Raw genomic sequence first — 22,436 nt, forward strand, 5'->3', positions numbered from 1 at the left:
TTGCGTCCTCCTTAAAGATATGTTTTATTTCTGTGAGTGACAGCTTACACACCACCGGTCAAAAAGCAAGCTCTAAAGGTCTTAAAACATATCTTTTTTCACTGAGGACAGGAAAGGCCCCTCCGAAGCGGGGCCGAACTATTATTCAGCATCTCGATTGGCTTGATAGTAATAGCCGTGGCCGTTCTTTTCGTCGTCAAAGGTAAACTCGCAAATCTCGTTATACATGGAACCGTCAAAGTTGAGGATATTCTTTTTCGTCTTTGCAATTACCAATTGCTATCACCTCAAATTTATTATAAATATCCACAGGAAATTAATCAATATCAAGATTTATCAAATAGCAGACCTGTATAATGCTAGTGGATATCACCAAAATACTTTTAGTCTGTTTACCATATTTTCCGAAAGAAATTCTTTTACAATTCTTTAAGTTGGATTCTCTTTACATCACTGTCAGGTTATTGTAAAATAATAGAGATCAAAGAAAATGCTGTAAAACTGAGGAGTGTGAAATATGCAGCCGAAGTATAAAAGAGTGCTACTCAAACTTTCCGGCGAAGCTCTGGCAGGCAACAACAAATTTGGTTTGGATTATGATACGGTTTATGAAATATGTAAAGGCATTAAAAAATGCGTAGATATCGGTGCCGAAATTGCCATTGTCGTAGGCGGCGGCAACTTTTGGCGGGGCCGTTCCAGCGGTAAGATGGACCGTACCCGGGCGGATCACATGGGAATGCTGGCCACCGTCATCAACGCGCTGGCTTTAGCCGATGCATTAGAGCAGTTGGGCGTTGTTGTCCGGGTGCAGACGGCCATTTCTATGCAGCAGGTGGCAGAGCCTTATATCCGCAACCGCGCTGTACGGCATCTGGAAAAAGGAAGAGTTGTTATTTTTGGCTGCGGCACAGGCAATCCTTTCTTTTCTACGGATACAGCTTCCTCTCTTCGTGCGGCGGAAATCGACGCCGATATTATTTTTAAAGCCACCATGGTGGACGGCGTATATGACCGCGATCCCGCAAAGGACAAGGATGCTGTAAAATACGACAATCTCACCTTTAAAGAGGTATTGGACAAGGAGCTGGCGGTAATGGACCTGACAGCCGCCACCATGTGCAAAGACAACGATATTCCTATTATGGTGTTCAGTTTATCCGACCCGGATAATATTTATAAAGCACTGACCGGTGAAGAGATCGGTACAATCGTTAAGGAGGACTAGGAGAATGAGAGAAGACTTTAAAGTTTACGATGAAAAGATGGGGAAGACCATCAAGGTGCTCAAGAGCGAATTTGACGGGATCCGGGCAGGACGGGCCAATCCGGCAGTGCTGGACAAGATTACCGCGGATTACTATGGAGTTCCCACCCCCATTAACCAAATGGCGGCCATCTCGGTGGCAGAGGCAAGAATTCTAGTGATCCAGCCTTGGGATAAGAGCACATTAAAGGTTATTGAGAAGGCCATTCAGAAATCTGATCTCGGCATCAACCCCACCAATGACGGAAGTGTCCTCCGTATCGCGTTCCCTCAGCTGACAGAGGAACGCCGCAAGGAGCTGTGCAAAGATGTACGTAAGTTGGCCGAGGACGCAAAAGTTGCAATCCGTTCCATCCGTCGGGATGCTAACGACAAGTTTAAAGCAATGAAAAAGAAAAATGAGCTCAGTGAGGACGATCTGAAGGACTACGAGAAGGAAATGCAGGATCTCACCGATAAATATGTCAAGGAGATTGACGAGATCTCTAAGGTCAAAGAAAAAGAGATCCTGTCGATCTAGCTTTGGTAGCCTGAAAGGGGAAAGAAAGTATGCCGCGTTTTTTTGCCAGTAAAAAGCCTGCCCGAAGGATACTGCCGCAGCATATCGGCATTATTATGGATGGCAACGGCAGATGGGCAAAAAAACGCGGCTTACCACGTAAAGCGGGGCACAGTAAGGGGGCGGAGACCTTCCGGACAATCACCCAGTATTGTCAGGATATCGGAATCAAGTACCTTACGGTGTACGCTTTTTCTACAGAAAATTGGAAGCGGCCTCAGGATGAGGTGAACGCTATTATGGATTTGTTGCGGGATTACCTCCACAATGCTTTCTCCCACAAAGATGATAATATCCGATCTATTTTTATTGGGGATCGCCAGCCGCTGGATGAAGACATTCGGGATCTAATGGCCCAGGCGGAAGAGGGCAGCCGGGATGCCACTGGTCTGACGGTCAATGTGGCTCTCAATTATGGAGGAAGACAGGAGATTGTCCAGGCGGCGCAGAAGCTTGCAAGACAGGTGAAAGAGGGGAATATCTCCCCCGAGGATATTGATGAGGAGCGGTTTGCCTCCGCTCTTTATACAGCGGGCCAGCCGGATCCGGATTTGATCATCCGGCCCAGCGGTGAGTACCGGATCTCTAATTTCTTGTTGTGGCAGTGTGCCTATGCGGAGTTTGTCATCATGGACACGCTGTGGCCTGACTTTACCTCCAAGCATCTGGATGAGGCAATAGAGATATACAACGGCCGGAATCGCCGGTTTGGAGGAATATAGCACAGGTTTTGGGAATGTTTGAGAAGACTATGCCGGACGGTACGGCGGAATGGAGTTTATGATGAAACAGCGACTTATTTCAGCGGGAGTGGGACTGGTTATTCTGGCAGTCGTACTCTTCTTTTTTGACACAATTATTCTTAATATTGTCATCAGTGCCATTTCTACCATAGCCGTACATGAGGTCCTTTTGGCAACGAAATGTACCCAGCACAAGCTCCTCACCGGGACATGCCTTACCTTTACAGCAAGCATTCCGTTTTTTGAACTGATGGCATCGCTGAGGGCAATTCCTGTTGTCTGTTTGGCTTTTGTTTTGATTCTATTTCTCATTTTGTTACGCCAACATGATGTACTGAAAATTGGCGAAGTGGGCGTAGCATTTATGGTGTCTATCTGCATTCCTTTTTCTTTTTTAAGCTTAATCAATATCCGGGATCAGCTGCAAAATCAGTATTTGAGTATTTTCTGCTTGATTTTGACCCTTGCTTCTGCATGGGTTTCTGATTCCGGCGCTTATTTTGTGGGACGGGCCTTTGGAAAGAGAAAATTAGCACCTAAGATCAGCCCTAAAAAGACGGTGGAAGGAGCCATTGGAGGGGTTGTAACCTGCACCGTGTTTTTTGTGCTGTTCGGCATGCTTTATACCTATATTTGTTCTGCGTTTCTCAATACGAAGGTCATTGTCAACTATGTTTACCTGTTGATTATGGCCCCCATAGGCTCACTTCTTAGCATAGTCGGCGACCTTTCCGCATCTATTATAAAGAGGCAGTGCGGGATTAAGGACTTTGGAACCATTATGCCAGGTCACGGCGGTATTATGGACCGCTTTGACAGTGTATTGTTTGTTTCGCCTCTGTTTTATGTTGCAATTCAGTATCTGACGCTGATTCAAATTGGATGATTGGCGTGGTTTAAAATATGGGGAGACCGAACAACAATGACACTTATTACACCTCTACTGTGTAATAAGTGTACTTTGTTTTTATCTATATTAGTTGACTGCCTCGACAGGAGTAAGGATTTGATGAGAAAAAAAGTTGCTGTTTTAGGATCCACGGGGTCGATTGGGACCCAGACGCTAGATGTTATAGACCATTTGGGATACGAGGTTACGGTGCTTACCGCCTGCAAAAATGTGGATTTGCTGGAACAACAGGCAAGGAAATATCGCCCTCGGTATCTAGCTGTCTCCGATGCAGAAAGCTGTCAAAAACTGCGGCAGGCGCTTTCTGATCTGCCCATAGAGGTTTGTTGTGGGGAAGATGGACTTTGCCGGGCGGCGGCTTTGACCGAGAACGATATTGTGGTCAATGCCGTTGTTGGAATTGCGGGTCTTGCTCCGACTTTGGCGGCACTGGAAGCAGGGAAGACACTGGCTCTTGCCAATAAAGAATCTCTGGTGGCAGGAGGACATCTGGTGACGCAGACTGCCCGCAGGACGGGGGCAGAAATTTTGCCTGTGGATAGTGAGCACTCAGCGATTTTTCAATGTCTCATGGGCCATACTGATCACAGTGAGTTGTCAAAGATTTTTCTCACTGCATCTGGAGGCCCCTTTTTTGGAATGAAAAAGGAACAGCTGCAAAAGATATCTGTGGAACAAGCTATGGATCATCCCACCTGGAAGATGGGAGGGAAGATTACAGTGGATTCTGCCACCTTGATGAATAAGGGATTGGAGCTGATCGAGGCGGTGTGGCTCTTTGGGCTGCCTCCGGAAGCGATCGAGATTGTTGTTCACCGGGAGAGCGTGATTCATTCCGCAGTGGAGTTAGTCGACGGATCGGTCATTGCCCAGATGGGAGTGCCGGATATGCGGATACCGATTCAGCTGGCGCTGACCTATCCCAAAAGGATGCCGGGAAGGACAAAGCGGCTTTCTTTCATAGACTATGGAAAGCTGACCTTTTTCCCTCCGGATTTTGAGACCTTCGACTGTTTGCGCAGTTGTGTGAAGGCCGCGCATATGGGAGGACTGATGCCCTGTGTTGTCAATGGCGCAAATGAAGAAGCGGTATCCCTTTTTTTAGAGAGAAAAATACCATTTTTAAAGATTGGGGAACTGGTGGAAGCATCCCTTTCCCTGACCGAATATCAGAAAGACTATCATAGTATGGACGAAATTAAAGAGGCGGACGGAGCAGCACGGCAGTTTGTACAAAAACAGGTTGCAACTTATCTCTAGATTTTTTCATTGGGAAAGGAAGATCACATGCCGAATATCATTCTCACCGTCATTATCGCCATTTTGGTTTTCGGAGTTATTATCATCATCCATGAGTTAGGACATTTTTTAGTGGCGAAAGCCAATGGAGTGAAAATTAACGAGTTTTCTTTTGGTATGGGCCCGGCCCTCTTTGGCTTTACCAAAGGGGAGACCAGGTATTCTGTTCGTGCGTTTCCCCTGGGTGGCTATGTAAGCATGGAGGGAGAGGACGAAGACAGCGAGGACGAGCGCTCCTTTGGCAAGAAAAAATGGTGGCAAAAGCTTCTCATTGTGGTTGCGGGTGCTGTGATGAACCTGATTTTGGGGCTGATCATCCTCATGTGCCTGACCTTCCCCAATGATGCAATAGGGACCACCACATTGGCTCAATTTAATGAAGGGTCCCAGTCCCAGTCTGCGGGCTTACAGATTGATGATAAGATTGTAAAAATCAATAATTCCGCAGTGCATATTGATATGGACATTGTCTATGAACTGATGCTCGATCACGATGGTAAGGTGGATATGGTGGTGGAGCGGGATGGAGAACGGGTCGAAGTTCCCAATGTCCAATTTGCCATGACCCAGGATGAAGACGGCAATCAATTTGTCAATATTGATTTTAAGGTATATGCACAGGAAAACAGCTTCTTTAAATCCTTAGAAAGGTCCTTTTACTGGACAGGGGGGATTGTCAAGGTCGTATGGCGTTCATTAATCGACTTGGTGACCGGCAATTTCTCTCTGAATCAATTGGGAGGACCGGTGCGGGTCGCTGATGAATTGGCGCAGGCATCCAGTGCTGGATGGGATTTCCTCTTGCTGATGGTGGCCTTTATTACCATCAACGTAGGTGTGTTTAACCTTCTCCCGCTGCCTGCCCTGGACGGCGGACGTTTGATCTTCATCATCATCGAAGGTGTCCGTGGCAAGCCAGTGCCTGCCAAATATGAGGGATGGGTCCATGCAGCAGGGTTTATTCTCCTCATTTTGTTAATGGTGCTGGTCACATTTAACGATATTGTCAATCTCTTTAGGGGGTAGCGGCATTGATTCAGCGAAGGAAAACAAGGAATGTCCGAGTAGGCGGCATGACCATCGGGTCAGATGCCCCGGTCGTCATCCAGTCCATGCTCAGCGCTCCTTCTTATGATATGGCGGCAAATATTTCCCAGGCAATACGGCTGCGGGATGCCGGCTGTCAGATCATCCGCATTGCGGTACCGGACAGGGAAGCGGTGAAGCTGATTGCCGCCTTGAAGGAGCAGGTGGGCCTGCCGGTGGTAGCGGATATCCATTTTGACTACCGGCTGGCCCTGGAATCGGTCAGCGCCGGCGTGGATAAGGTGCGGATCAATCCCGGCAATATCGGCGGAGAAGACCGGGTCAAAGCGGTGGCCGTCGCTTGTGCCAATGCAGACGTACCCATTCGGATTGGGGTTAATTCCGGCTCGATTGAGCGGGAGATCCTGGCAAAGTATGGAGGCCCGACGCCGGCAGCTATGGTGGAAAGCGCGCAGTATCATTGCGCGCTGTTGGAACGCTATGATTTTTATGATATTGTCCTTTCCCTTAAGTCCTCCCAGGTGGTGGATATGATTGAAGCCTATGAAAAGATGGCTGAGGTCTGTGATTATCCTCTCCATCTGGGAGTTACCGAAGCGGGAACCAAGGCCATGGGGATTGTAAAGTCCGCTGTAGGGATCGGCAGTCTGCTGACCCGCGGCATCGGGGATACCATCCGGGTCTCTTTGACAGATGATCCGGTGGAGGAAGTCTATGCCGCCCAGAATATCTTGAGGAGCATCGGCTATTATCAGAAAGGCGTCACCATCGTGTCCTGCCCTACCTGCGGACGGACGAGGATTGACCTCATCGCCCTGGCCAAACAGGTGGAAGAGGCATTGGCCCAGGTGGAAAAGCCGTTGACAGTGGCTGTGATGGGTTGTGTCGTCAATGGCCCAGGGGAGGCTTCCCAGGCGGATATTGGCATCGCTGGGGGAGATGGCTGTGCTGTTTTGTTTAAAAAGGGACAGGTCTTGCGAAAGGTGAAGGAAGAGGATATCCTTCAGCAGCTTTTGCTGGAGATTGAAAAGTTATAGAAGGGGAAGACATTGGCGGAAAAGACGTTTCATCAGCTATTTGGCGCAATCATCAAAGATAAAATTCAAAACCTGCCGGAAAATGCAAAGGTTTTGAACCTGCACATGGATTACAGCAAACGGACGCTGGAAATTGTGGGCTGGTTCGAGCAGCTTATGGACCGGCGGGTTCTTTGTGGTGTGGAAAAGGCGCTGGAGAAACCGCTGGCTGTCAACAAGGTAAAGATACATACCGTTTATCCGAAAGAATGCTTCGGGCCCCATTGCCTGCCGCTGATTGTGGAGGAACTGCGGCAGCGGGCTGTCATGGTCAATGGTTTTTTTGACGATGCCCAGTCCCAATGGGAGGATGGGATGCTGTCCATCTCCTTGGCTCACGGTGGCTACGACTTTATCAGAGCTGCCAACTGTGAACAGAAGATCAGGGAAATTGTGAGAGAAATGTTTTCCTTGGAAGTGAAAGTCAAGTTTGAGGGCGTTCTCAGTCTGGACAGCGAAAGCGAAGCGTATAAGTCTGCATTTGCGCAGGTTGAGCAAGAAGAACAGATAAAGGCCCAGGAGCGGAGCAAGGCTGTGAAAGAACCTCCGAAAAAGAAGAAGCAAAAGGCCGCCTTTGATACCGAGGGCTTGCCTTTTGTGGAGGACAGTATATCCGTTGTCCTTGGAAAGATGATCCGGCAGAGGCCGATCCCCCTGTCAGAGGTCAATATGGAGAGCGGAAGGGTAGTTGTCTGGGGCGAAATCTTTTCAGTGGAAAAAAGAGAGAGCCGGGATGGCAGCAAGCATATATTTTCCATCAATTTTACCGACTACACCTCCTCCAATACCCTGAAAATGATTATGGATGCCAAGGAGTCAGACAGCGTTGCCGCCCTCAAGGCCGGACAGGCCATTATTGTCCGGGGCGAGGCGGGATATGACAAGTATGACAGGGAGGTCACCATTCGTCCCTATGATATCTCCACAGTTCAGGTGCAGCAGCGGCAGGATCTGGCAAAGGAAAAGCGGGTAGAGCTCCACTGCCACACCAACATGTCCGCCATGGACGGTATTACCGACGCCGGAACCTTGGTGAAACGGGCCTTCTCTTGGGGACATAAGGCCCTTGCCATCACCGATCACGGGGTGGTGCAGGGCTTTCCTGACGCCATGAACGCGGTCAATGCCATCCGGGCTGGCGGAGGAGAATTCAAGATTATCTATGGCGTGGAGGACTATTTTGTCAATGATATGGTCGCAGCAGTGAGCGGTCAGTGCGATGACCCAATTGACGACTGCTATGTGGTGTTTGACATTGAAACCACCGGCCTGTCGGCCAAAAGCGACCGCATTACTGAAATCGGTGCGGTGAAGGTAAAAAAGGGGGAGATCGTAGATACCTTTAACACCTTTGTAAATCCTGAACGCCCGATTCCGCCTAAAATTACGGAATTGACCGGTATTACAGATGAGATGGTCAAAGACGCTCCCTCAGAGAAAGAGGCAGTCAAAGCGTTTCTCGACTTTTCCCAGGGAAGGGCGTTGATTGCTCACAATGCCCCCTTTGATACTGGATTTATCCGTGTGGCAGCGGACAGGCATCATCTGGATTTTTCCAATGCCTCCATCGACACGGTTCCTATTGTCCGCACCCTTTATCCGGAGATGAAAAACCATAAGCTCAATACGGTGGCATCCTATCTGAAGCTGCCTCCTTTTAACCATCACCGGGCCTGTGACGACGCCAAGGTGTTGGCGGATATTTTTGTCATTGTGGCTCAGAAACTCCAAGAAGACTACCAAGTGGAAAAAATCAGCCAGATCAATACAGCTTTGGGGGGCGGCGATCCCAAGAAACTGCCTAGCTACCACCAGATTCTATTGGTAAAAAATCTAACGGGACTGAAAAACCTTTATCGCCTAGTATCCCTGGGCCATTTAAACTATTTCTATAAGCGGCCCCGTATCCCCAAAAGCGAGCTGATTAAATATAGAGAGGGGCTCATTGTAGGCTCTGCCTGTGAAGCGGGAGAGCTCTATCGGGCAGCCTTGGGTGGCAAGAGCTTTGGAGAGCTTTGCAACATCGCAAAATTCTATGATTATATCGAGATTCAGCCTTTGGGCAACAATGCCTTTATGCTCCGAGATGGCATGGTGGGTTCCGAAGAGGAACTAAAAGACCTGAATCGCCTTCTCATCCGGGTGGCGGACAAGGTCCACCGGCCGGTAGTCGCCACCGGAGATGTGCATTTCCTGGATCCCAAGGACGCGAAGTTCCGCGCTGTCCTCATGGCAGGACAGGGCTTTAAGGATGCCGATCAGCAGGCGCCGCTGTATTTGAAGACCACCGATGAGATGTTGGAGGAATTTGCCTATCTAGGCAAGGAAAAGGCTTATGAAATCGTGGTGAAAAATCCTAACAAGATTGCCGCCATGGTAGAGGATATTAAGCCCATTCCAGACGGTACCTATACGCCGACCATCGAGGGCGCGGAAGAGGACCTTCAGCGGATTACCTGGAACCGGGCAAGGGAAATTTACGGCGATGATCTGCCTGAGATTGTGAAAAACCGCCTGGACAGAGAGCTGGGTTCCATCATCAAGCATGGTTTCTCTGTTTTGTATATCATCGCCCAAAAGTTGGTGGCCAAAAGTGAAAGCGACGGCTATCTTGTAGGTTCCCGTGGATCTGTTGGATCCTCCTTTGTAGCAACCATGGCAGGAATTTCCGAGGTAAATCCACTGCCGCCCCACTATGTTTGCCCGAACTGTAAGCACAGCGAGTTTATCACCGATGGAAGCGTAGGCTCTGGCTTTGACCTTCCCTCTAAAAAGTGCCCTGTCTGCGGTGCGGATTATAAGCAGGATGGACACGACATACCCTTTGAGACATTCTTAGGCTTTAACGGCGACAAGGCTCCGGATATTGACCTGAATTTCTCGGGGGAATATCAGAGCAATGCCCATAAATATACGGAGGAACTCTTTGGCCAATCTCACGTGTTTAAAGCTGGTACGATCTCCTCGGTAGCGGAAAAGACGGCCTATGGTTATGTGAAAAAATACCTGGAGGAGCGGGGGCAGATTGTCCACAAGGCGGAGGAGCTGCGTCTTGCCCAGGGCTGCACCGGGGTTAAACGGACCACCGGCCAGCATCCGGGAGGCATGGTGGTTGTGCCCAATGAGTATGAAGTTTACGACTTCACACCGGTTCAGCATCCGGCGGATTCCACCGACTCGGACGTGGTTACCACCCACTTCGACTTCCATTCCCTCCATGACACCATCCTCAAACTGGATATTCTGGGACACGATGTTCCCACCCTCTATAAGCATCTGGAGGACCTGACCGGCATCTCGGTGATGGATGTTCCCATGAACGACCCGAAGGTATATAGCCTGTTTACCTCCCCGGAAGCTTTGGGGGTGACCTGCGAGGACATTGACTGCAATACAGGTTCCCTCTCTCTGCCAGAGATGGGGACCAACTTTGTCCGGGGTATGCTCATTGAATCCCAGCCCAAAACCTTTTCGGATCTGCTTCAGATTTCCGGGCTTTCCCATGGTACCGATGTGTGGCTGGGAAATGCCCAGGAACTCATTAAAAATAAGACCTGTACCATTTCGGAGGTCATAGGAACCCGTGACTCTATTATGGTCTATTTGATGCACAAGGGGCTGGAGCCCAATATGGCCTTTAAGATCATGGAGATCACCCGTAAGGGCAAGGCTCCCAAGCTGCTGACCAAGGAGCATATGGACGCCATGCGGGAGCACGGTGTGCCGGAATGGTATATCGATAGTTGTCTTAAGATTAAGTATATGTTCCCCAAGGCGCATGCAGCGGCCTATGTTATCGCGGCTATCCGCTTAGGATGGTACAAGGTATACCGCCCCCTGGAATATTATGCGGCTTTTTTCACCGTGCGAGGCGGGGACTTTGACGCCGAAAGCGCGGTCAAAGGCAGGGGACTTGTGAAGGTGCGGATGGATGAACTCAAAGCCAAAGGAAATGACCGCACCGCCAAGGAGGAAGACCAGCTTTCCACCTTGCAGGTTGTCAACGAGATGCTGGCCCGTGGGCTGGAATTTTTGCCGGTGGACCTGTATAAATCCGACGCCACACGCTATGTGCCGGAGGACGGAAAGATACGGCTTCCTTTCTGCGCCTTAAAGGGCTTGGGGGAAGCTGCCGCCAGGAGCCTACAGGAGGCTTCGCAGCAGGGCCCCTATATTTCAATGGATGAAGTCGGAATGCGTTCCGGCGTATCTAAGGCAGTGGTAGAACTGCTGAAAAGCGCAGGAGCTATGGGCGACCTGCCGGAGAGCAGCCAGACAACACTGTTTTAGGAATGTTTTTTCAAAATCCCCATGCCGATGGTCAAAAGGCATGGGGATTTTTGTAATATTTGGCTGTGATTTAAGCGGGATCAACAAACATTACAAAATAAATGGTGATATGTTGGTTATATCGCTATTTTTTGAGAAAAAAATCAAAAGATACCCCCTAAAATGGGTGACTTGTGGTAAAATATAATAGAAAATATTGAAGGAGTGAAGCTTTTTGAAATACGCAACCAGAGTCAATTCTTTTCTTCGGGATAAGATTTCCGTGTTGGAAGCGGTCAAACGCATTGCTTCCGTAGATGGCGTGGATTATGTTGATCTCAACTATCCCGAGCATTTTAAGGAGTTCACTCCGGCCCAGGTCAAGGCGGAGATGGACAAATATGGGCTCAAGCTCAACGCCATTAATATGCGCTTTCGCGATATTTATTTAAACGGTGAGTTCGGAAATGCCAATGCTGAAATCTCTAGAAAGGCAGTCTCTCTGTGCAAGGAAGCGGCAAAGGTCTGCAAGGAGATGAATGGCGCTCAGATCATTGTTTGGCTGGGCTTTGATGGCTTCGACTATTCCTTCCAGATGGATTATGTAAAGGCGTGGAATCAGGCTGTGGCCTGTTTTAAAGAAATCTGCGATGATACGGACCTTCCCATCAGCATTGAATATAAGCCCTATGAAGAGCGGGTGCACGCTATGATTGACAGCTTTGGCACCACCATGTACATGCTCCAGGCGGTGAACAAAAAGAATCTGGGCGTTACGCTGGATTTCTGCCATATGCTGATGAAAAGCGAAAATCCGGCTTTTGCTGCGGCACTCCTGTTGGAAAAAGGGCTGCTCTATAACGTGCACCTTAACGACGGAGAGGGACGTACCGATGACGGCCTGATGGTGGGTTCGGTGAACCTGTGGAAATCCCTGGAGTTTATGTATTACCTTAAAAAATATGATTTTCAGGGCGCGATCTATTTTGATACCTTCCCCAAACGGGAACCTGCGGTGGAAGAATGCGCATCTAACATCGCCATGTGCCGGAAGCTGGAGGAAATGGTGGACAGAATTGGACTTGCGGAGATGGAAAGGGTCATTTCTGCCAACAGCGCCATTGAAGTGCAAAAAATGTACATGAAGCTTCTCTAAAATGGGAAGGAGATAAGAAATGAAAGAAAAATATATTGTTGTCATCGGCAGCATGAATTATGATGTACTCTTTAAGCAGCAGCGCCTTCCCATGAAGGGGGAAACCTATACGGCGGACAGCGTCTCCTTCTGCGGCGGAGGCAAGGGCGCCAATCAGGCGGTGCAGTGTGCAAAGCTGGGAATAAAAACCTATATGGTGGCCAAAACAGGGGAGGATTCCTTTGGGTATTTTCTCCGGTCGGAGCTGGTCAAATATGGCGTGGATACCACCTATGTGGGAAAAAGTGAGCGGACGACGGGATATGCGTCGGTCAATGCGCTGACAGACGGGTCGGTATATGCGACCATTACAGAAGGCGCCAATGGTGACTTTACCCCTGCGGATATTGACCGGCTGGATGATCTGATTAAAAACAGTGCCGCCATTGTCCTGCAGTTGGAAATTCCGGTACCTGTGGTGGAATATATCATCGAAAAGGCTGCTTCTTTTGGGGTTTATATCCTGCTCAATGCGGCGCCGGCCAAGCCGATCCGGCCGGAGATTCTAAAAAAAGTAGACTGCCTGGTGGTCAATGAGCCTGAATCCACCTTTTATGCAGGTGTCACCATCAGCGATAAAGCGTCGGCGGAGGCCAACTATCAGCAGCTCCTTTCCAAGGTGAAGGATACCTTGGTTATTACCTTGGGCAAATATGGAAGCTTGCTCTGCGAACAAGCGGGAACCACCTATTTCCCAGCGGATCATTCAGTGAAGGTGGTGGAAACCACGGGGGCAGGGGACTCTTATATCGGCGCCTTTGCCGTGCAGAAGGTGTTGGGAAAAGACAATAAGGAGGCTTGTGCCTATGCAAGCCGGGTCTCCCAGGTTACCGTGACAAAAATCGGAGCACAGCCGGCAATGCCCACATTGGCGGAAATGGGAGAATAACCAGTGATTTTTTTCAGGCGGCCAGATCAACTGGCTGCCTTTTTGTTATGCTTTTAATTTTTTTGGAGAAAGCTATAAAAAACCTAAAAAAAATAATGATTGTTTTGTCGAAATAAATATGGTATGATATGGAATGGAATGTTATAAAATGGGGGTCTTGGGGTGAAAGGTGTAAACCATCAGAACATGAATGGGACCAACAAGTTCCTGCTGTTAAAAATGATCGCAACACAAGGGCCGATTTCCAGAATTAGCTTAAGCGAAAAAACCGGACTGAGTAAAATGACAGTAACGGCTCTGGTCAATGAATATATAGAAAAGGGCATTGTCTATGAGTGCGGGCTCTCCCAGAATCAGGGCTCATCGGGTCGCCGCCCCATCCTGCTTGATATTGTGGCAGACTCCCAGCTGACCTTGGGAGTCAATATCGGACGCGACAATGTCCGGGCCGGTATTATTGACCTCCGAGGGAATGTCCTAGTATCCAACAATTTTGCTATGGGGCATATTAACAACGCCGATGATTTTATGAAAGCGCTGTTTGTGTTGTGTGATTCTATCCTTAAAACTAGTGGATCTCCCAAGATATGGGGGATCGGCGTATCCACGATAGGGCCTATTTCGGAAAGTAAAGGGGTCATCTATTCACCGCCGGCTTTTTATGGCATTCATGACGTACCCATCGTAGAAAAATTTAAGGAACGGTACCATCTTCCCGTCTATTTAGCAGAGGATACCAAGGTCTCCGCTTTGACCGAGATGTATTTAGGCAACGCGCAGAATTACGATCATTTCTTTTTTGTGGATATCAAGCCCGGAGTGGGTGGGGCCATGATTGTAGACCGCAAACTCTATGGGGGAGCATCCGGTATGGCGGGCAGCTTTGGCCATTATATTGTGGAACCGGATGGGATTCCCTGTGAATGTGGGCAGAAAGGTTGCTTGGAACGGTATTGTAGCACCCGCGCGATCCTTCGCTGGGCCAAAGACAATGGCGCGGATCCATCCTTGACATGGCTCAGCTTTTTGGATAAAGTTGCCGGCGGCGATGAAATCTGTCTGAAGGCGGTGAAACGCCTTTGCCATTACCTGGCCATTGGTGTAACCAATATCATTGCCTTTTTCGATCCTCAGTGCATTTTTATCGGTGGTGACCTTTGGACGATTCAGGATATGGTGGTAGAAGGCGTACGCAATGAGGTAATGAATCACCTTTGGGCCAGTGATGTTCGGCCTAAAATTGACATTCTTGCCTCCCGATTTTTAAATAATGCCGACTTTATTGGTACGGCTGCATTAGTTATGGAAAATAATTTAAGGGCGTAAAGCTGGATATAAAAAAACAGCCGCAATTGCGGCTGTTTTTCTATATCCAAAGTAAAATTTTTATGCTTGCGCCAAAGCTTGGCTGACATCTTCGATGATATCATCGATATTCTCGATGCCAACAGAAAGCCGAATGAGACCTGGAGTAATGCCAGCCCCCACCAACTGTTCATCGGTGAGCTGCCGGTGGGTAGAGCTAGCGGGATGGAGAACACAGGTGCGGGCGTCGGCGACATGAACGGCAAGAGAAGCAAGTTTGAGGCTGTCAATAAAGCGGATAGCGTTTTCACGGCTGCCTTTGATGGAGAAGGAGATGACACCGCTGCAACCCTTGGGAAGATATTTTTGTGCTAGGGCATGGTATGGATCACTTTCCAGAGCGGGATAGTTGACAAACTCTACCTTCTCAGAGGCGGCTAGGAAGCGGGCAACCTTCTCCGCGTTTTCGCAATGCCGCTCCATCCGCAGATGCAGGGTTTCCAGACCCAAGTTGGTGAGAAACGCAGCGTTGGCGCTGGGATAGGCACCCAGGTCACGCATGAGCTGTACCCGTGCCTTGGTAATATAGGCCAATTTTCCAAAATCTTTGACGTACGAAACGCCATGATAAGATTCATCCGGCTCAACCAGAGCGGGAAATTTGCCGTTTTCCCAGTCAAATTTGCCGCTGTCTACAATGGCGCCGCCTACCTGGATCGCATGTCCATCCATATATTTGGTGGTGGAGTGAACAACGATATCTGCGCCATATTCAAAAGGATGGCAGAGAATAGGAGTGGCAAAGGTATTATCCACAATGAGAGGGACCTTATTTTTGTGAGCAATGTTTGCAAATTTTTCGATATCCAACACTGCAATTGCGGGGTTGGCGATGGTTTCACCAAAAAGTGCTTTGGTATTCGGACGGAAAGCCTTTTGAATTTCTTCCTCAGATGCGTCGGCATCTACAAAGGTGACATCAATTCCCAGCTTTTTGAGGGTGACGCCAAACAGATTAACGGTACCGCCGTAGATGGTGGAAGCGCTGACAAAATGATCTCCTTCACCTAAGATGTTGAGAAGCGCAATCATGTTAGCCGCTTGTCCAGAAGTAGTGCACAAGGCACCAACGCCACCTTCCAGCGCTGCGATTTTCTGTTCCACGGCGTCTACAGTGGGATTAGAAATACGGGAATACATATGTCCCGGAGCAGTTAAGTCAAAGAGTTTGCCCACGAATTCGGTAGAATCGTAATCATAAGTGGTACTTTGATAGATCGGGAGAACGTGGGTTTCTCCATTTTTTGGCTCATAGCCAGCATGTAAGCATCGGGTTTCAATTTTCATGCTATAACCTCCTATTCAGAATCAGTGGGGCCGCCAGATTCCAGAACGTCTGCGTGAAATTTCCTAGCGGCGGGAGTAGCAAAGAGATTTATCCCAAAAATCTAAGAATTTCGAAGCCCAGAGAATCTTCGTGGCTGACCTTTATTGTAGCATAGTTGAAGCCAAACGGCAATGGTGGTTTATGCAGCAAGGGGACGCTGCCTTTTAAGGCAGTGCCCCCTTGCAAGATTATGAAAAAGAAGAAGAGGAGAAAAAGCATTTAGAAGGTGACATCTTCGCCGGTAAAGGCACAGGTGAGAACTTTCTTCATGTTCTCCACATCGATGGGCCTTGGATTGGAAGCAGTGCAAGGATCGCCCACGGCGTTCTTTGCAATGGCATCTGCATGTGCATTGAAGACTTCTTCGGTTACACCGTTTTCCTTGTAGGTCTGCTGGATGTTGAGTTTCTTGTTCAGTTCCTTAATAGAATCAACCAGAGCGTTGGTCAACTGCTTATCGGTGGCACCCGGCAGTCCAATGGCGCGGGCGATATCAGCGTACCGGTCCATGCAGGCTCTGGAGTTGTACTGGATGACATAGGGCAACAAAATTGCATTGCAGCAGCCATGAGGAATATGGAAAACAGCGCCGGTCTTATGGGCCAGGCTGTGGGCAATTCCCAACAGAGCATTGGAGAAGGCCATGCCAGCCAGGCACTGTGCAATGTGCATCTTGCCCCGTGCGTCTTTGTCGCCGTTATAGGAATCGACAAGGCTATCGTAGATATCAGAAATCGCTTTTAATGCCAGAGGATCGGAGAAATCCGAACGGGCAGTTGCTACATAGGCCTCAATGGCGTGGGTCAGAGCGTCCATACCTGTGTGTGCGGTCAGTTTCTTCGGCATGGTCAGAGGAATATCGGTGTCGAGAATAGCAATATCCGGTGTGATCTCAAAATCAGCCAGAGGATATTTGATGTCGGTGGAATAGTCGGTAATTACAGAGAAGGCTGTTACCTCAGAAGCAGTGCCAGAAGTGGAGGGGATAGCCACAAAAATAGCCTTTTGTCTCAGTTTTGGCATGGTAAAGGGATCTTTGATGTCATCGAAGGTTTTTTCAGGATATTCATAGAAAACCCACATTGCCTTTGCAGCATCGATCGGAGAACCGCCGCCGATAGCAACAATAACATCTGGCTCAAAAGCGCGCATAGCTTCTGCGCCCTTAAATACAGTTTCAATGGAGGGATCGGGCTCAACGCCTTCAAATAACTGGACCTCCATGCCATTATCTTTCAGAACCTGTTCAGTTTTCTGCAGGAAGCCGCCCCGCTTCATGGAACTGCCGCCTGTGATAATCATTGCCTTTTTATGGCCTTTCAGGTTTTTTAGTTCTTCAATTGCGTGTTCGCCAAAATAGATGTCTCTTGGTAAAGTAAAGCGAGCCATGATTGATACCTCCTGATAGATCAATAAATTGCTTGTTAAATAACTAACAATCATTTTCTGCCTTTATAATAACATGGCAAGCATGAAAAAAACAATGGGCAAACTCTCAAAATATAAAAGACAAAATGAGTATATTTTATGCTAAATTGTACATGCTTTTTACAATTTTTATTTTTGTGATTTCATTGACATGAAATGTTCAATTTTATCATTCATCTTTAAAAGATGTTGAGTCGATTGAAAACTATACCATGAAGAACAGGAAGTCATATAAGGGCATTTTGACGAACGGCAGATCAGCACGGTAAAATACCCCAAATAAAAAGGCGCCCCAGTCTTTTGACTGTAGCGCCTTTTGGAATATATATTTCGCTGCTATTTTGCCTCAGATGAATCCTGAGGCATTTTGTTTCCCTGCTTATTCGTGATCTTCACAGCCGCAGCCGCACTCGTCCTCTACATCATCAATATCAAATTCGAGATGCTCACCGCAACTGGGGCACTCCATCTGGCCTGCATCCAGCATTTCTTCATCGATGCAGATGGTTTCACCACAGCTGGGGCAGGTGACTTCGTAGAGCTCTTCCTCATCGAAATCATCGTCGTTCTCACAGCTGCAACCGTCCTCCCCATAGTAATCCTCTTCCAGGGAGCCCAGATCCTCATCGATAGCATCAACCTGTTCACAAACCTCAGCAAAGCCATCCTCCATGTCGAAGATGGTCAATGCCATATCATCCAGGACATCAATCATCGCTTTGATAATGCGTCCCTCTTTGGTCTCGTCAGAAATTCCAACGCCTTCACAAAGGCCCTTCAAATAGGAAACTTTTTCAGTGATGGTCATCATAACAAACCTCCTCGTCAACCGGAAACCAGTTCCGTCCACGTATTTTCTAGTCTTGCACACAAGGCGGATTCTTATGCGCGCTCCATGTACTCGCCGGTACGGGTATCTACACGGATCATATCGCCTTCATTGATGAACAAAGGAACCTTAATCTCAGCGCCTGTTTCAAGGACGGCGGGCTTGGTTGCATTGGTTGCAGTATCACCCTTAAAGCCAGGATCAGTCTTGGTTACCTGCAGCTCCATAAAGAAGGGAGGCTCAACACCAAAAACGTTACCTTTGTAAGAAAGAACCTTTACATCGGTATTCTCCTTGACAAATTTAAAGTTATCGCCCAGCTTTTCTTTGTTGATGGGGATGTTCTCATAGGTTTCATTATCCATGAAATAATAAAGATCTCCATCATTGTAAAGATACTGCATCTCTTTGCGCTCAACAAAAGCGGTGGGGAATTTTTCGGTGGGGCTGTAGGTCTTTTCCACAACAGCACCGGTAATTACGTTTCTGATCTTGCAGCGAACAAACGCTGCACCCTTGCCGGGTTTTACATGCTGAAACTCAATGATCTGGAATACGTTTCCGTCCACGTCAAAGGTTACGCCGTTTCTAAACTCGCCAGCACTTATCATAAATTAACCTCCAAAAGTAAGTTGTCCGACCAGGGAATACTCCCATATTCCTATGCGACCCTGCTCATTTCAGCAGGCGCTGCAGTGCCAAGTTGAGGCCTGCCAGCCATCTGTCGTATCATATTAAGTTTATATGATCTGCGTATATTTTTCAAGGGGTTTTTGCACTTTCTCTATAAAACAATGAGGTTTTTCGGGGACTTTGTCAAATTTTCAATCCCATTTTCCCGGACGATCACCAAATCCTCGATTCTTACGCCAAACTTGCCCGCCAGATAGATCCCTGGTTCTACCGTCATCATAACGTCTGGCTCTAAAACTGTGTGGCAGCCAGGGCTGAGCCGGGGCTCCTCATGGATGAAAAGACCTACACTGTGTCCGAGGCCATGACCAAAACAGCCAGGATAATCCTGCTCAATGATGTCCCGGGCAATCTTGTCGATACTGGCGCACTCTTTTCCTGAGCTGATGGCAGAAAGTGCGGCAAGCTGAGCCTTTAGGACTGTATCATAAACGACGCGTTGTTCCTCTGTTACATCCCCAACAGCGATGGTGCGGGTCATATCGCTGCGGTAACCGCTAATGACCCCGCCGAAATCCATGGTGATGAAATCGCCATGGGCCACAGCCTTTTCTGTAGGGACACCATGAGGCATGGAAGAATTCTTCCCGCTGACGACGATAAAATCAAAAGCGGTGCCTTCGCTGCCCATCCTGCGCATAAAAAATTCCAGCTCCAAAGCAATATCCCGCTCTGTACGGCCAGGTTTTATATAGTCCAGAATGTGGGAAAAGCCGGCGTCAGTGATTCGTTGGGCCTCCCGGATACAGCGAAGTTCTTCCTCATCCTTGCGCATCCGTAGGGCGGATAACAGCCCGCTGACACCGCTGTTTTTGACAAATTCCAACTGGGGAAAACACTTTTCATAGCTGGAAAACTCAGCCAAGGGGAGAAAAGCGTCCTCTACACCGATTCGCTGGATCCCATGGCGGAGAAAGATCTCCTGGAGTTGATCCCGCATCTTGTTCAGCAGGACCACCTGCATACCTTTAACCTTTTCCCTTGCCGCTTCAATATAGCGGAAATCAATGAGAAAATAACTTTTTTCCCGAGTGATCACCACGACACCGGCGCTGGAGGGCATACCGGTAAGATACCGGCGGTTTTCAGGAGAGGATATCAGTGCGGCATCAATGCCGTCGGGAAGGCATTTCATAGCCTGTTCTATATGATTGCTCATGGTGCTGCCTTCTTTCTATATGCAAAGATGGGATAGGGCCCGGATGGCCAAAATATAGCTGTAGGAGCCAAAGCCGGCAATCTGTCCGGTGCAGACAGGGGCGATGACCGATGTGTGACGGAATTCGTCCCTGGCATGAATGTTGGAGAGATGGACCTCGATGCACGGTTTCTTCACAGCGGCAATAGCGTCCCGAATGGCATAACTGTAGTGGGTATAGGCGCCGGCGTTGAGAATAATGCCGTCATAGTCCTCCATGGCCTCATGGATTTTTTCAATAATGCCGCCTTCATAGTTGGCTTGAAAAAACACGCAGGACAATCCCAAACTTTCCCCTTCCACTTCAATGGCGGCGTTGATATCCGCAAGGGTTTCATGCCCATAAATTTCCGGTTCCCGTTTACCCAGCAGATCCAAGTTGGGGCCGTGGATGACAAGAATTTTTTTCATAGCTGTTCGCTCCTTTTCTGTCACTCTTTTTCATGGCGCTGTAATGCCGCCAGATAGATATCCTTCATAATTTTGGCATCCTCTGCCTGGGTACCGGCAGATTCACAGATGATGGTGGGAGAACATCCCTTCCTTGCCAGCAGTTCTGCCACTGGTTCAAAGTTAGGGCCGTAGACTGTGTCCGCAAAGGTGAGATGCGCTTTTTCTCCTCCTTTGTCCGTGTATTGGATTTTTGAAAAATGGGAGTGAAAATGGCGCATACGATCGTTGCCCAGTCTATTCTCAATGGCGTCGAAAATGGCCTCATAATCGGAGAATTCCCGCAGCCCTCCAAAGGTGCGGGCATTGAGATGACCAAAATCGATGCAGGGGATGAGACGTTCATCCATAGAACACAGGAAAAGAACCTCATCCAGTGTACCCAGCTGATTTACCTTTCCCATGGTTTCAGGACAGATATGGACTTCCGAAAGCCCGGCTGCGTCCAACTCTGCAATCGCCTGCCGCAAGGTATCCATAGCAAGGGAAAGCGCTTCCTCCCGGCTGATTTTACCACAGGAGCCGGAGTGAACGACAATCCGATTTGCCCCCATAGCATGGGCAGCCTTTGCGCTTTGGAGGATATAGCGGATGGAGTTTTGGCGCTTTTCTTCTTCCACGCTGGATAGGGAAATATAGTAGGGGGCATGAAGGGAGAGAATCACGTTTTTCTCCTTGGCACGCTCTCCCAGTTCGTTGGCCGATTTTTCAGAGATGCGCACGCCGTGGCCGCATTGATATTCATAGGCATCCAGGCCCATCTTCTCAATATATTCGGGTACACTTTGAGAGGATGTATAACCCATCTGGCGAAAGCTTTCACTATTGCCTGCCGGACCGAAACATGCGCTCATAGGAGATCCTCCTTGCTTTTGTGATGACTGCGCCGGTAGCGGCGGAGAAACCCACGCTCCAGCTTGCGTTTAATTTTAAATCCTGTTTTGTCCTCCATTTCAAAGGGGGTGACCAGGATGCTGGTAATGCCATAAAGATTTCCGCCCATGATATCGGTGAATAACTGGTCTCCCACAATGGCACAATGCCTTTTAGGAGTTTTCAGCATCGTCTGAGCCTCCCGCATTCCTTTGGAAAGCGGCTTATATCCACCGCCTACACAGGGTATCCCCAACTTATCAGCAAAGGGCTGAACGCGCTCTCGGCTGTTATTGGAGACAATAATCATTTCAATGCCCAGCTTCCTCATCTGGTGCACCCAAGGGATGATCCCTTCATAGGGCTCTGGATTGCCGTGAAGGCTTAAGGTGTTATCCACATCCAGCATCAGGGCGCGGATCTGATGACGATGTAAAAAAGCAGCGTCAATTTCTGTAATTTTATCCAGCATAATAGCTGGCTTCAAAAGAGCCATATTTCTACTCCGTTTCACTTGTTTTGCAACTCAAAGTATAATACGAAACGCCTTTGGTGTAAAGGTTTGCCCTGCATCTGTGCACTGAGAAGTCTCCATTACATTTTTTCCTTTTTCACTGCTTTTCACCCAGAAAAACATAGATTTCCACCATTTGTATGGTATGAATTCTGGACAGTGGCAAACATTAACCTTACAAGAATGCCGGGGAAGGAGTTTCGTTTATGAAAATTGCTGCAAGGATGCCAGCTGTCTTTTTAATCGGTTCCTGCACCTATTCCTGTATTGAGCTTGTCTGGCGAGGATTTACCCACTGGACCATGGGACTGACCGGCGGCACCTGTTTTTGCATCTTATATAATGTATATACCAGGTTTGAACGACTTTCTCTTTTCAGGAAATGCGCCATTGGCTCCGCAGTGATTACAGCGGCGGAATTTTGCTAATGTGCGATAAAGAAGTAATAGAAGTGTAAAAAATTTTGCCGTTCCTATCCGGCACTTAGGGCTGTGTCGGATAGGTC

General features: G+C 48.4%; 21 protein-coding genes. 12 read left to right on the forward strand and 9 right to left on the reverse strand.

Going from position 1 to position 22,436, the window contains the following annotated elements; translation table 11 throughout:
- Positions 1–141 precede the first annotated feature (141 nt).
- Positions 142–276 carry a hypothetical protein gene (locus ACZ25G_RS02510; protein WP_342680803.1) on the reverse strand — a complete coding sequence of 45 codons (135 nt, stop codon included), beginning with the start codon at positions 274–276 and terminating at the stop codon, positions 142–144.
- A 241-nt stretch (positions 277–517) separates the two neighbouring features.
- Here ACZ25G_RS02510 and pyrH point away from each other — a divergent pair, with 241 nt between their 5' ends.
- From pyrH to ACZ25G_RS02565, 11 genes are all read left to right on the forward strand, one after another.
- A complete protein-coding gene (gene pyrH, locus ACZ25G_RS02515) occupies positions 518–1,228 on the forward strand; it encodes a UMP kinase (protein ID WP_191482468.1) in 711 nt (236 codons plus the stop codon).
- Between the two features lie 4 nt (positions 1,229–1,232).
- A complete protein-coding gene (gene frr, locus ACZ25G_RS02520; RefSeq protein WP_191482469.1) occupies positions 1,233–1,787 on the forward strand; it encodes a ribosome recycling factor in 555 nt (184 codons plus the stop codon).
- 29 nt (positions 1,788–1,816) lie between these two features.
- Positions 1,817–2,548 (forward strand): isoprenyl transferase, encoded by a 732-nt coding sequence (locus tag ACZ25G_RS02525; protein ID WP_191482470.1) that lies wholly within the window; start codon positions 1,817–1,819, stop codon positions 2,546–2,548.
- Positions 2,549–2,609: 61 nt separating this feature from the next.
- On the forward strand, positions 2,610–3,455 hold the full coding sequence (locus ACZ25G_RS02530; RefSeq protein ID WP_342680801.1) for a phosphatidate cytidylyltransferase: 846 nt from the start codon (positions 2,610–2,612) through the stop codon (positions 3,453–3,455).
- A gap of 123 nt (positions 3,456–3,578) precedes the next feature.
- The gene (locus tag ACZ25G_RS02535; protein WP_191482472.1) at positions 3,579–4,739 is read left to right on the forward strand and encodes a 1-deoxy-D-xylulose-5-phosphate reductoisomerase; all 1,161 of its coding nucleotides are present in this window, start codon (positions 3,579–3,581) and stop codon (positions 4,737–4,739) included.
- Positions 4,740–4,766: 27 nt separating this feature from the next.
- The gene (gene rseP / locus ACZ25G_RS02540) at positions 4,767–5,804 is read left to right on the forward strand and encodes an RIP metalloprotease RseP (protein WP_463681431.1); all 1,038 of its coding nucleotides are present in this window, start codon (positions 4,767–4,769) and stop codon (positions 5,802–5,804) included.
- An 8-nt stretch (positions 5,805–5,812) separates the two neighbouring features.
- Positions 5,813–6,862, forward strand: coding sequence for a flavodoxin-dependent (E)-4-hydroxy-3-methylbut-2-enyl-diphosphate synthase (gene ispG, locus ACZ25G_RS02545; protein WP_463681444.1), 1,050 nt, complete (start codon positions 5,813–5,815; stop codon positions 6,860–6,862).
- A 12-nt stretch (positions 6,863–6,874) separates the two neighbouring features.
- Positions 6,875–11,191, forward strand: coding sequence for a PolC-type DNA polymerase III (locus tag ACZ25G_RS02550; RefSeq protein WP_463681432.1), 4,317 nt, complete (start codon positions 6,875–6,877; stop codon positions 11,189–11,191).
- A gap of 214 nt (positions 11,192–11,405) precedes the next feature.
- Positions 11,406–12,326, forward strand: coding sequence for a sugar phosphate isomerase/epimerase family protein (locus ACZ25G_RS02555; protein WP_463681433.1), 921 nt, complete (start codon positions 11,406–11,408; stop codon positions 12,324–12,326).
- A 19-nt stretch (positions 12,327–12,345) separates the two neighbouring features.
- Positions 12,346–13,254, forward strand: coding sequence for a ribokinase (locus ACZ25G_RS02560; protein WP_463681434.1), 909 nt, complete (start codon positions 12,346–12,348; stop codon positions 13,252–13,254).
- A 162-nt stretch (positions 13,255–13,416) separates the two neighbouring features.
- A complete protein-coding gene (locus ACZ25G_RS02565) occupies positions 13,417–14,580 on the forward strand; it encodes an ROK family protein (RefSeq protein ID WP_191482477.1) in 1,164 nt (387 codons plus the stop codon).
- 60 nt (positions 14,581–14,640) lie between these two features.
- Here ACZ25G_RS02565 and ACZ25G_RS02570 read toward each other — a convergent pair whose 3' ends face one another.
- The 8 genes from ACZ25G_RS02570 to ACZ25G_RS02605 all read right to left on the reverse strand — a co-directional run bounded on the left by ACZ25G_RS02570 (position 14,641) and on the right by ACZ25G_RS02605 (position 21,913).
- Positions 14,641–15,906 carry an O-acetylhomoserine aminocarboxypropyltransferase/cysteine synthase family protein gene (locus tag ACZ25G_RS02570; RefSeq protein WP_463681435.1) on the reverse strand — a complete coding sequence of 422 codons (1,266 nt, stop codon included), beginning with the start codon at positions 15,904–15,906 and terminating at the stop codon, positions 14,641–14,643.
- A gap of 259 nt (positions 15,907–16,165) precedes the next feature.
- Positions 16,166–17,335, reverse strand: coding sequence for an iron-containing alcohol dehydrogenase (locus ACZ25G_RS02575; RefSeq protein WP_463681436.1), 1,170 nt, complete (start codon positions 17,333–17,335; stop codon positions 16,166–16,168).
- 418 nt (positions 17,336–17,753) lie between these two features.
- Complete coding sequence (locus ACZ25G_RS02580; protein ID WP_463681437.1) at positions 17,754–18,185, reverse strand: CD1247 N-terminal domain-containing protein; 432 nt, start codon at positions 18,183–18,185, stop codon at positions 17,754–17,756.
- Between the two features lie 71 nt (positions 18,186–18,256).
- Positions 18,257–18,814 carry an elongation factor P gene (gene efp / locus ACZ25G_RS02585; protein ID WP_463681438.1) on the reverse strand — a complete coding sequence of 186 codons (558 nt, stop codon included), beginning with the start codon at positions 18,812–18,814 and terminating at the stop codon, positions 18,257–18,259.
- Positions 18,815–18,987: 173 nt separating this feature from the next.
- Complete coding sequence (locus ACZ25G_RS02590; protein ID WP_463681439.1) at positions 18,988–20,055, reverse strand: M24 family metallopeptidase; 1,068 nt, start codon at positions 20,053–20,055, stop codon at positions 18,988–18,990.
- A gap of 15 nt (positions 20,056–20,070) precedes the next feature.
- A complete protein-coding gene (gene aroQ / locus ACZ25G_RS02595; protein ID WP_463681440.1) occupies positions 20,071–20,505 on the reverse strand; it encodes a type II 3-dehydroquinate dehydratase in 435 nt (144 codons plus the stop codon).
- Between the two features lie 20 nt (positions 20,506–20,525).
- Positions 20,526–21,398, reverse strand: coding sequence for a TIM barrel protein (locus tag ACZ25G_RS02600; protein ID WP_463681441.1), 873 nt, complete (start codon positions 21,396–21,398; stop codon positions 20,526–20,528).
- Positions 21,395–21,913, reverse strand: coding sequence for a YqeG family HAD IIIA-type phosphatase (locus ACZ25G_RS02605; RefSeq protein WP_463681442.1), 519 nt, complete (start codon positions 21,911–21,913; stop codon positions 21,395–21,397). Before ACZ25G_RS02605 ends, ACZ25G_RS02600 begins: the two co-directional genes overlap by 4 nt.
- A 224-nt stretch (positions 21,914–22,137) precedes the next feature.
- Between ACZ25G_RS02605 and ACZ25G_RS02610 the strand changes: the two genes are divergently transcribed.
- A complete protein-coding gene (locus tag ACZ25G_RS02610) occupies positions 22,138–22,359 on the forward strand; it encodes a hypothetical protein (protein ID WP_463681443.1) in 222 nt (73 codons plus the stop codon).
- Positions 22,360–22,436: the final 77 nt, after the last annotated feature.

The sequence above is a fragment of the Zongyangia sp. genome (assembly GCF_965361945.1).

Bases quoted from the DNA above. Each gene is read 5' to 3' on its own strand.
- pyrH (WP_191482468.1), top strand. From the start codon at position 518: ATGCAGCCGAAGTATAAAAGAGTGCTACTCAAACTTTCCGGCGAAGCT.
- frr (WP_191482469.1), top strand. From the start codon at position 1,233: ATGAGAGAAGACTTTAAAGTTTACGATGAAAAGATGGGGAAGACCATC.
- ACZ25G_RS02525 (WP_191482470.1), top strand. From the start codon at position 1,817: ATGCCGCGTTTTTTTGCCAGTAAAAAGCCTGCCCGAAGGATACTGCCG.
- ACZ25G_RS02530 (WP_342680801.1), top strand. From the start codon at position 2,610: ATGAAACAGCGACTTATTTCAGCGGGAGTGGGACTGGTTATTCTGGCA.
- ACZ25G_RS02535 (WP_191482472.1), top strand. From the start codon at position 3,579: ATGAGAAAAAAAGTTGCTGTTTTAGGATCCACGGGGTCGATTGGGACC.
- rseP (WP_463681431.1), top strand. From the start codon at position 4,767: ATGCCGAATATCATTCTCACCGTCATTATCGCCATTTTGGTTTTCGGA.
- ACZ25G_RS02560 (WP_463681434.1), top strand. From the start codon at position 12,346: ATGAAAGAAAAATATATTGTTGTCATCGGCAGCATGAATTATGATGTA.
- ACZ25G_RS02570 (WP_463681435.1), bottom strand. From the start codon at position 15,906: ATGAAAATTGAAACCCGATGCTTACATGCTGGCTATGAGCCAAAAAAT.
- ACZ25G_RS02575 (WP_463681436.1), bottom strand. From the start codon at position 17,335: ATGGCTCGCTTTACTTTACCAAGAGACATCTATTTTGGCGAACACGCA.
- ACZ25G_RS02580 (WP_463681437.1), bottom strand. From the start codon at position 18,185: ATGATGACCATCACTGAAAAAGTTTCCTATTTGAAGGGCCTTTGTGAA.
- efp (WP_463681438.1), bottom strand. From the start codon at position 18,814: ATGATAAGTGCTGGCGAGTTTAGAAACGGCGTAACCTTTGACGTGGAC.
- ACZ25G_RS02590 (WP_463681439.1), bottom strand. From the start codon at position 20,055: ATGAGCAATCATATAGAACAGGCTATGAAATGCCTTCCCGACGGCATT.
- aroQ (WP_463681440.1), bottom strand. From the start codon at position 20,505: ATGAAAAAAATTCTTGTCATCCACGGCCCCAACTTGGATCTGCTGGGT.
- ACZ25G_RS02600 (WP_463681441.1), bottom strand. From the start codon at position 21,398: ATGAGCGCATGTTTCGGTCCGGCAGGCAATAGTGAAAGCTTTCGCCAG.
- ACZ25G_RS02605 (WP_463681442.1), bottom strand. From the start codon at position 21,913: ATGGCTCTTTTGAAGCCAGCTATTATGCTGGATAAAATTACAGAAATT.
- ACZ25G_RS02610 (WP_463681443.1), top strand. From the start codon at position 22,138: ATGAAAATTGCTGCAAGGATGCCAGCTGTCTTTTTAATCGGTTCCTGC.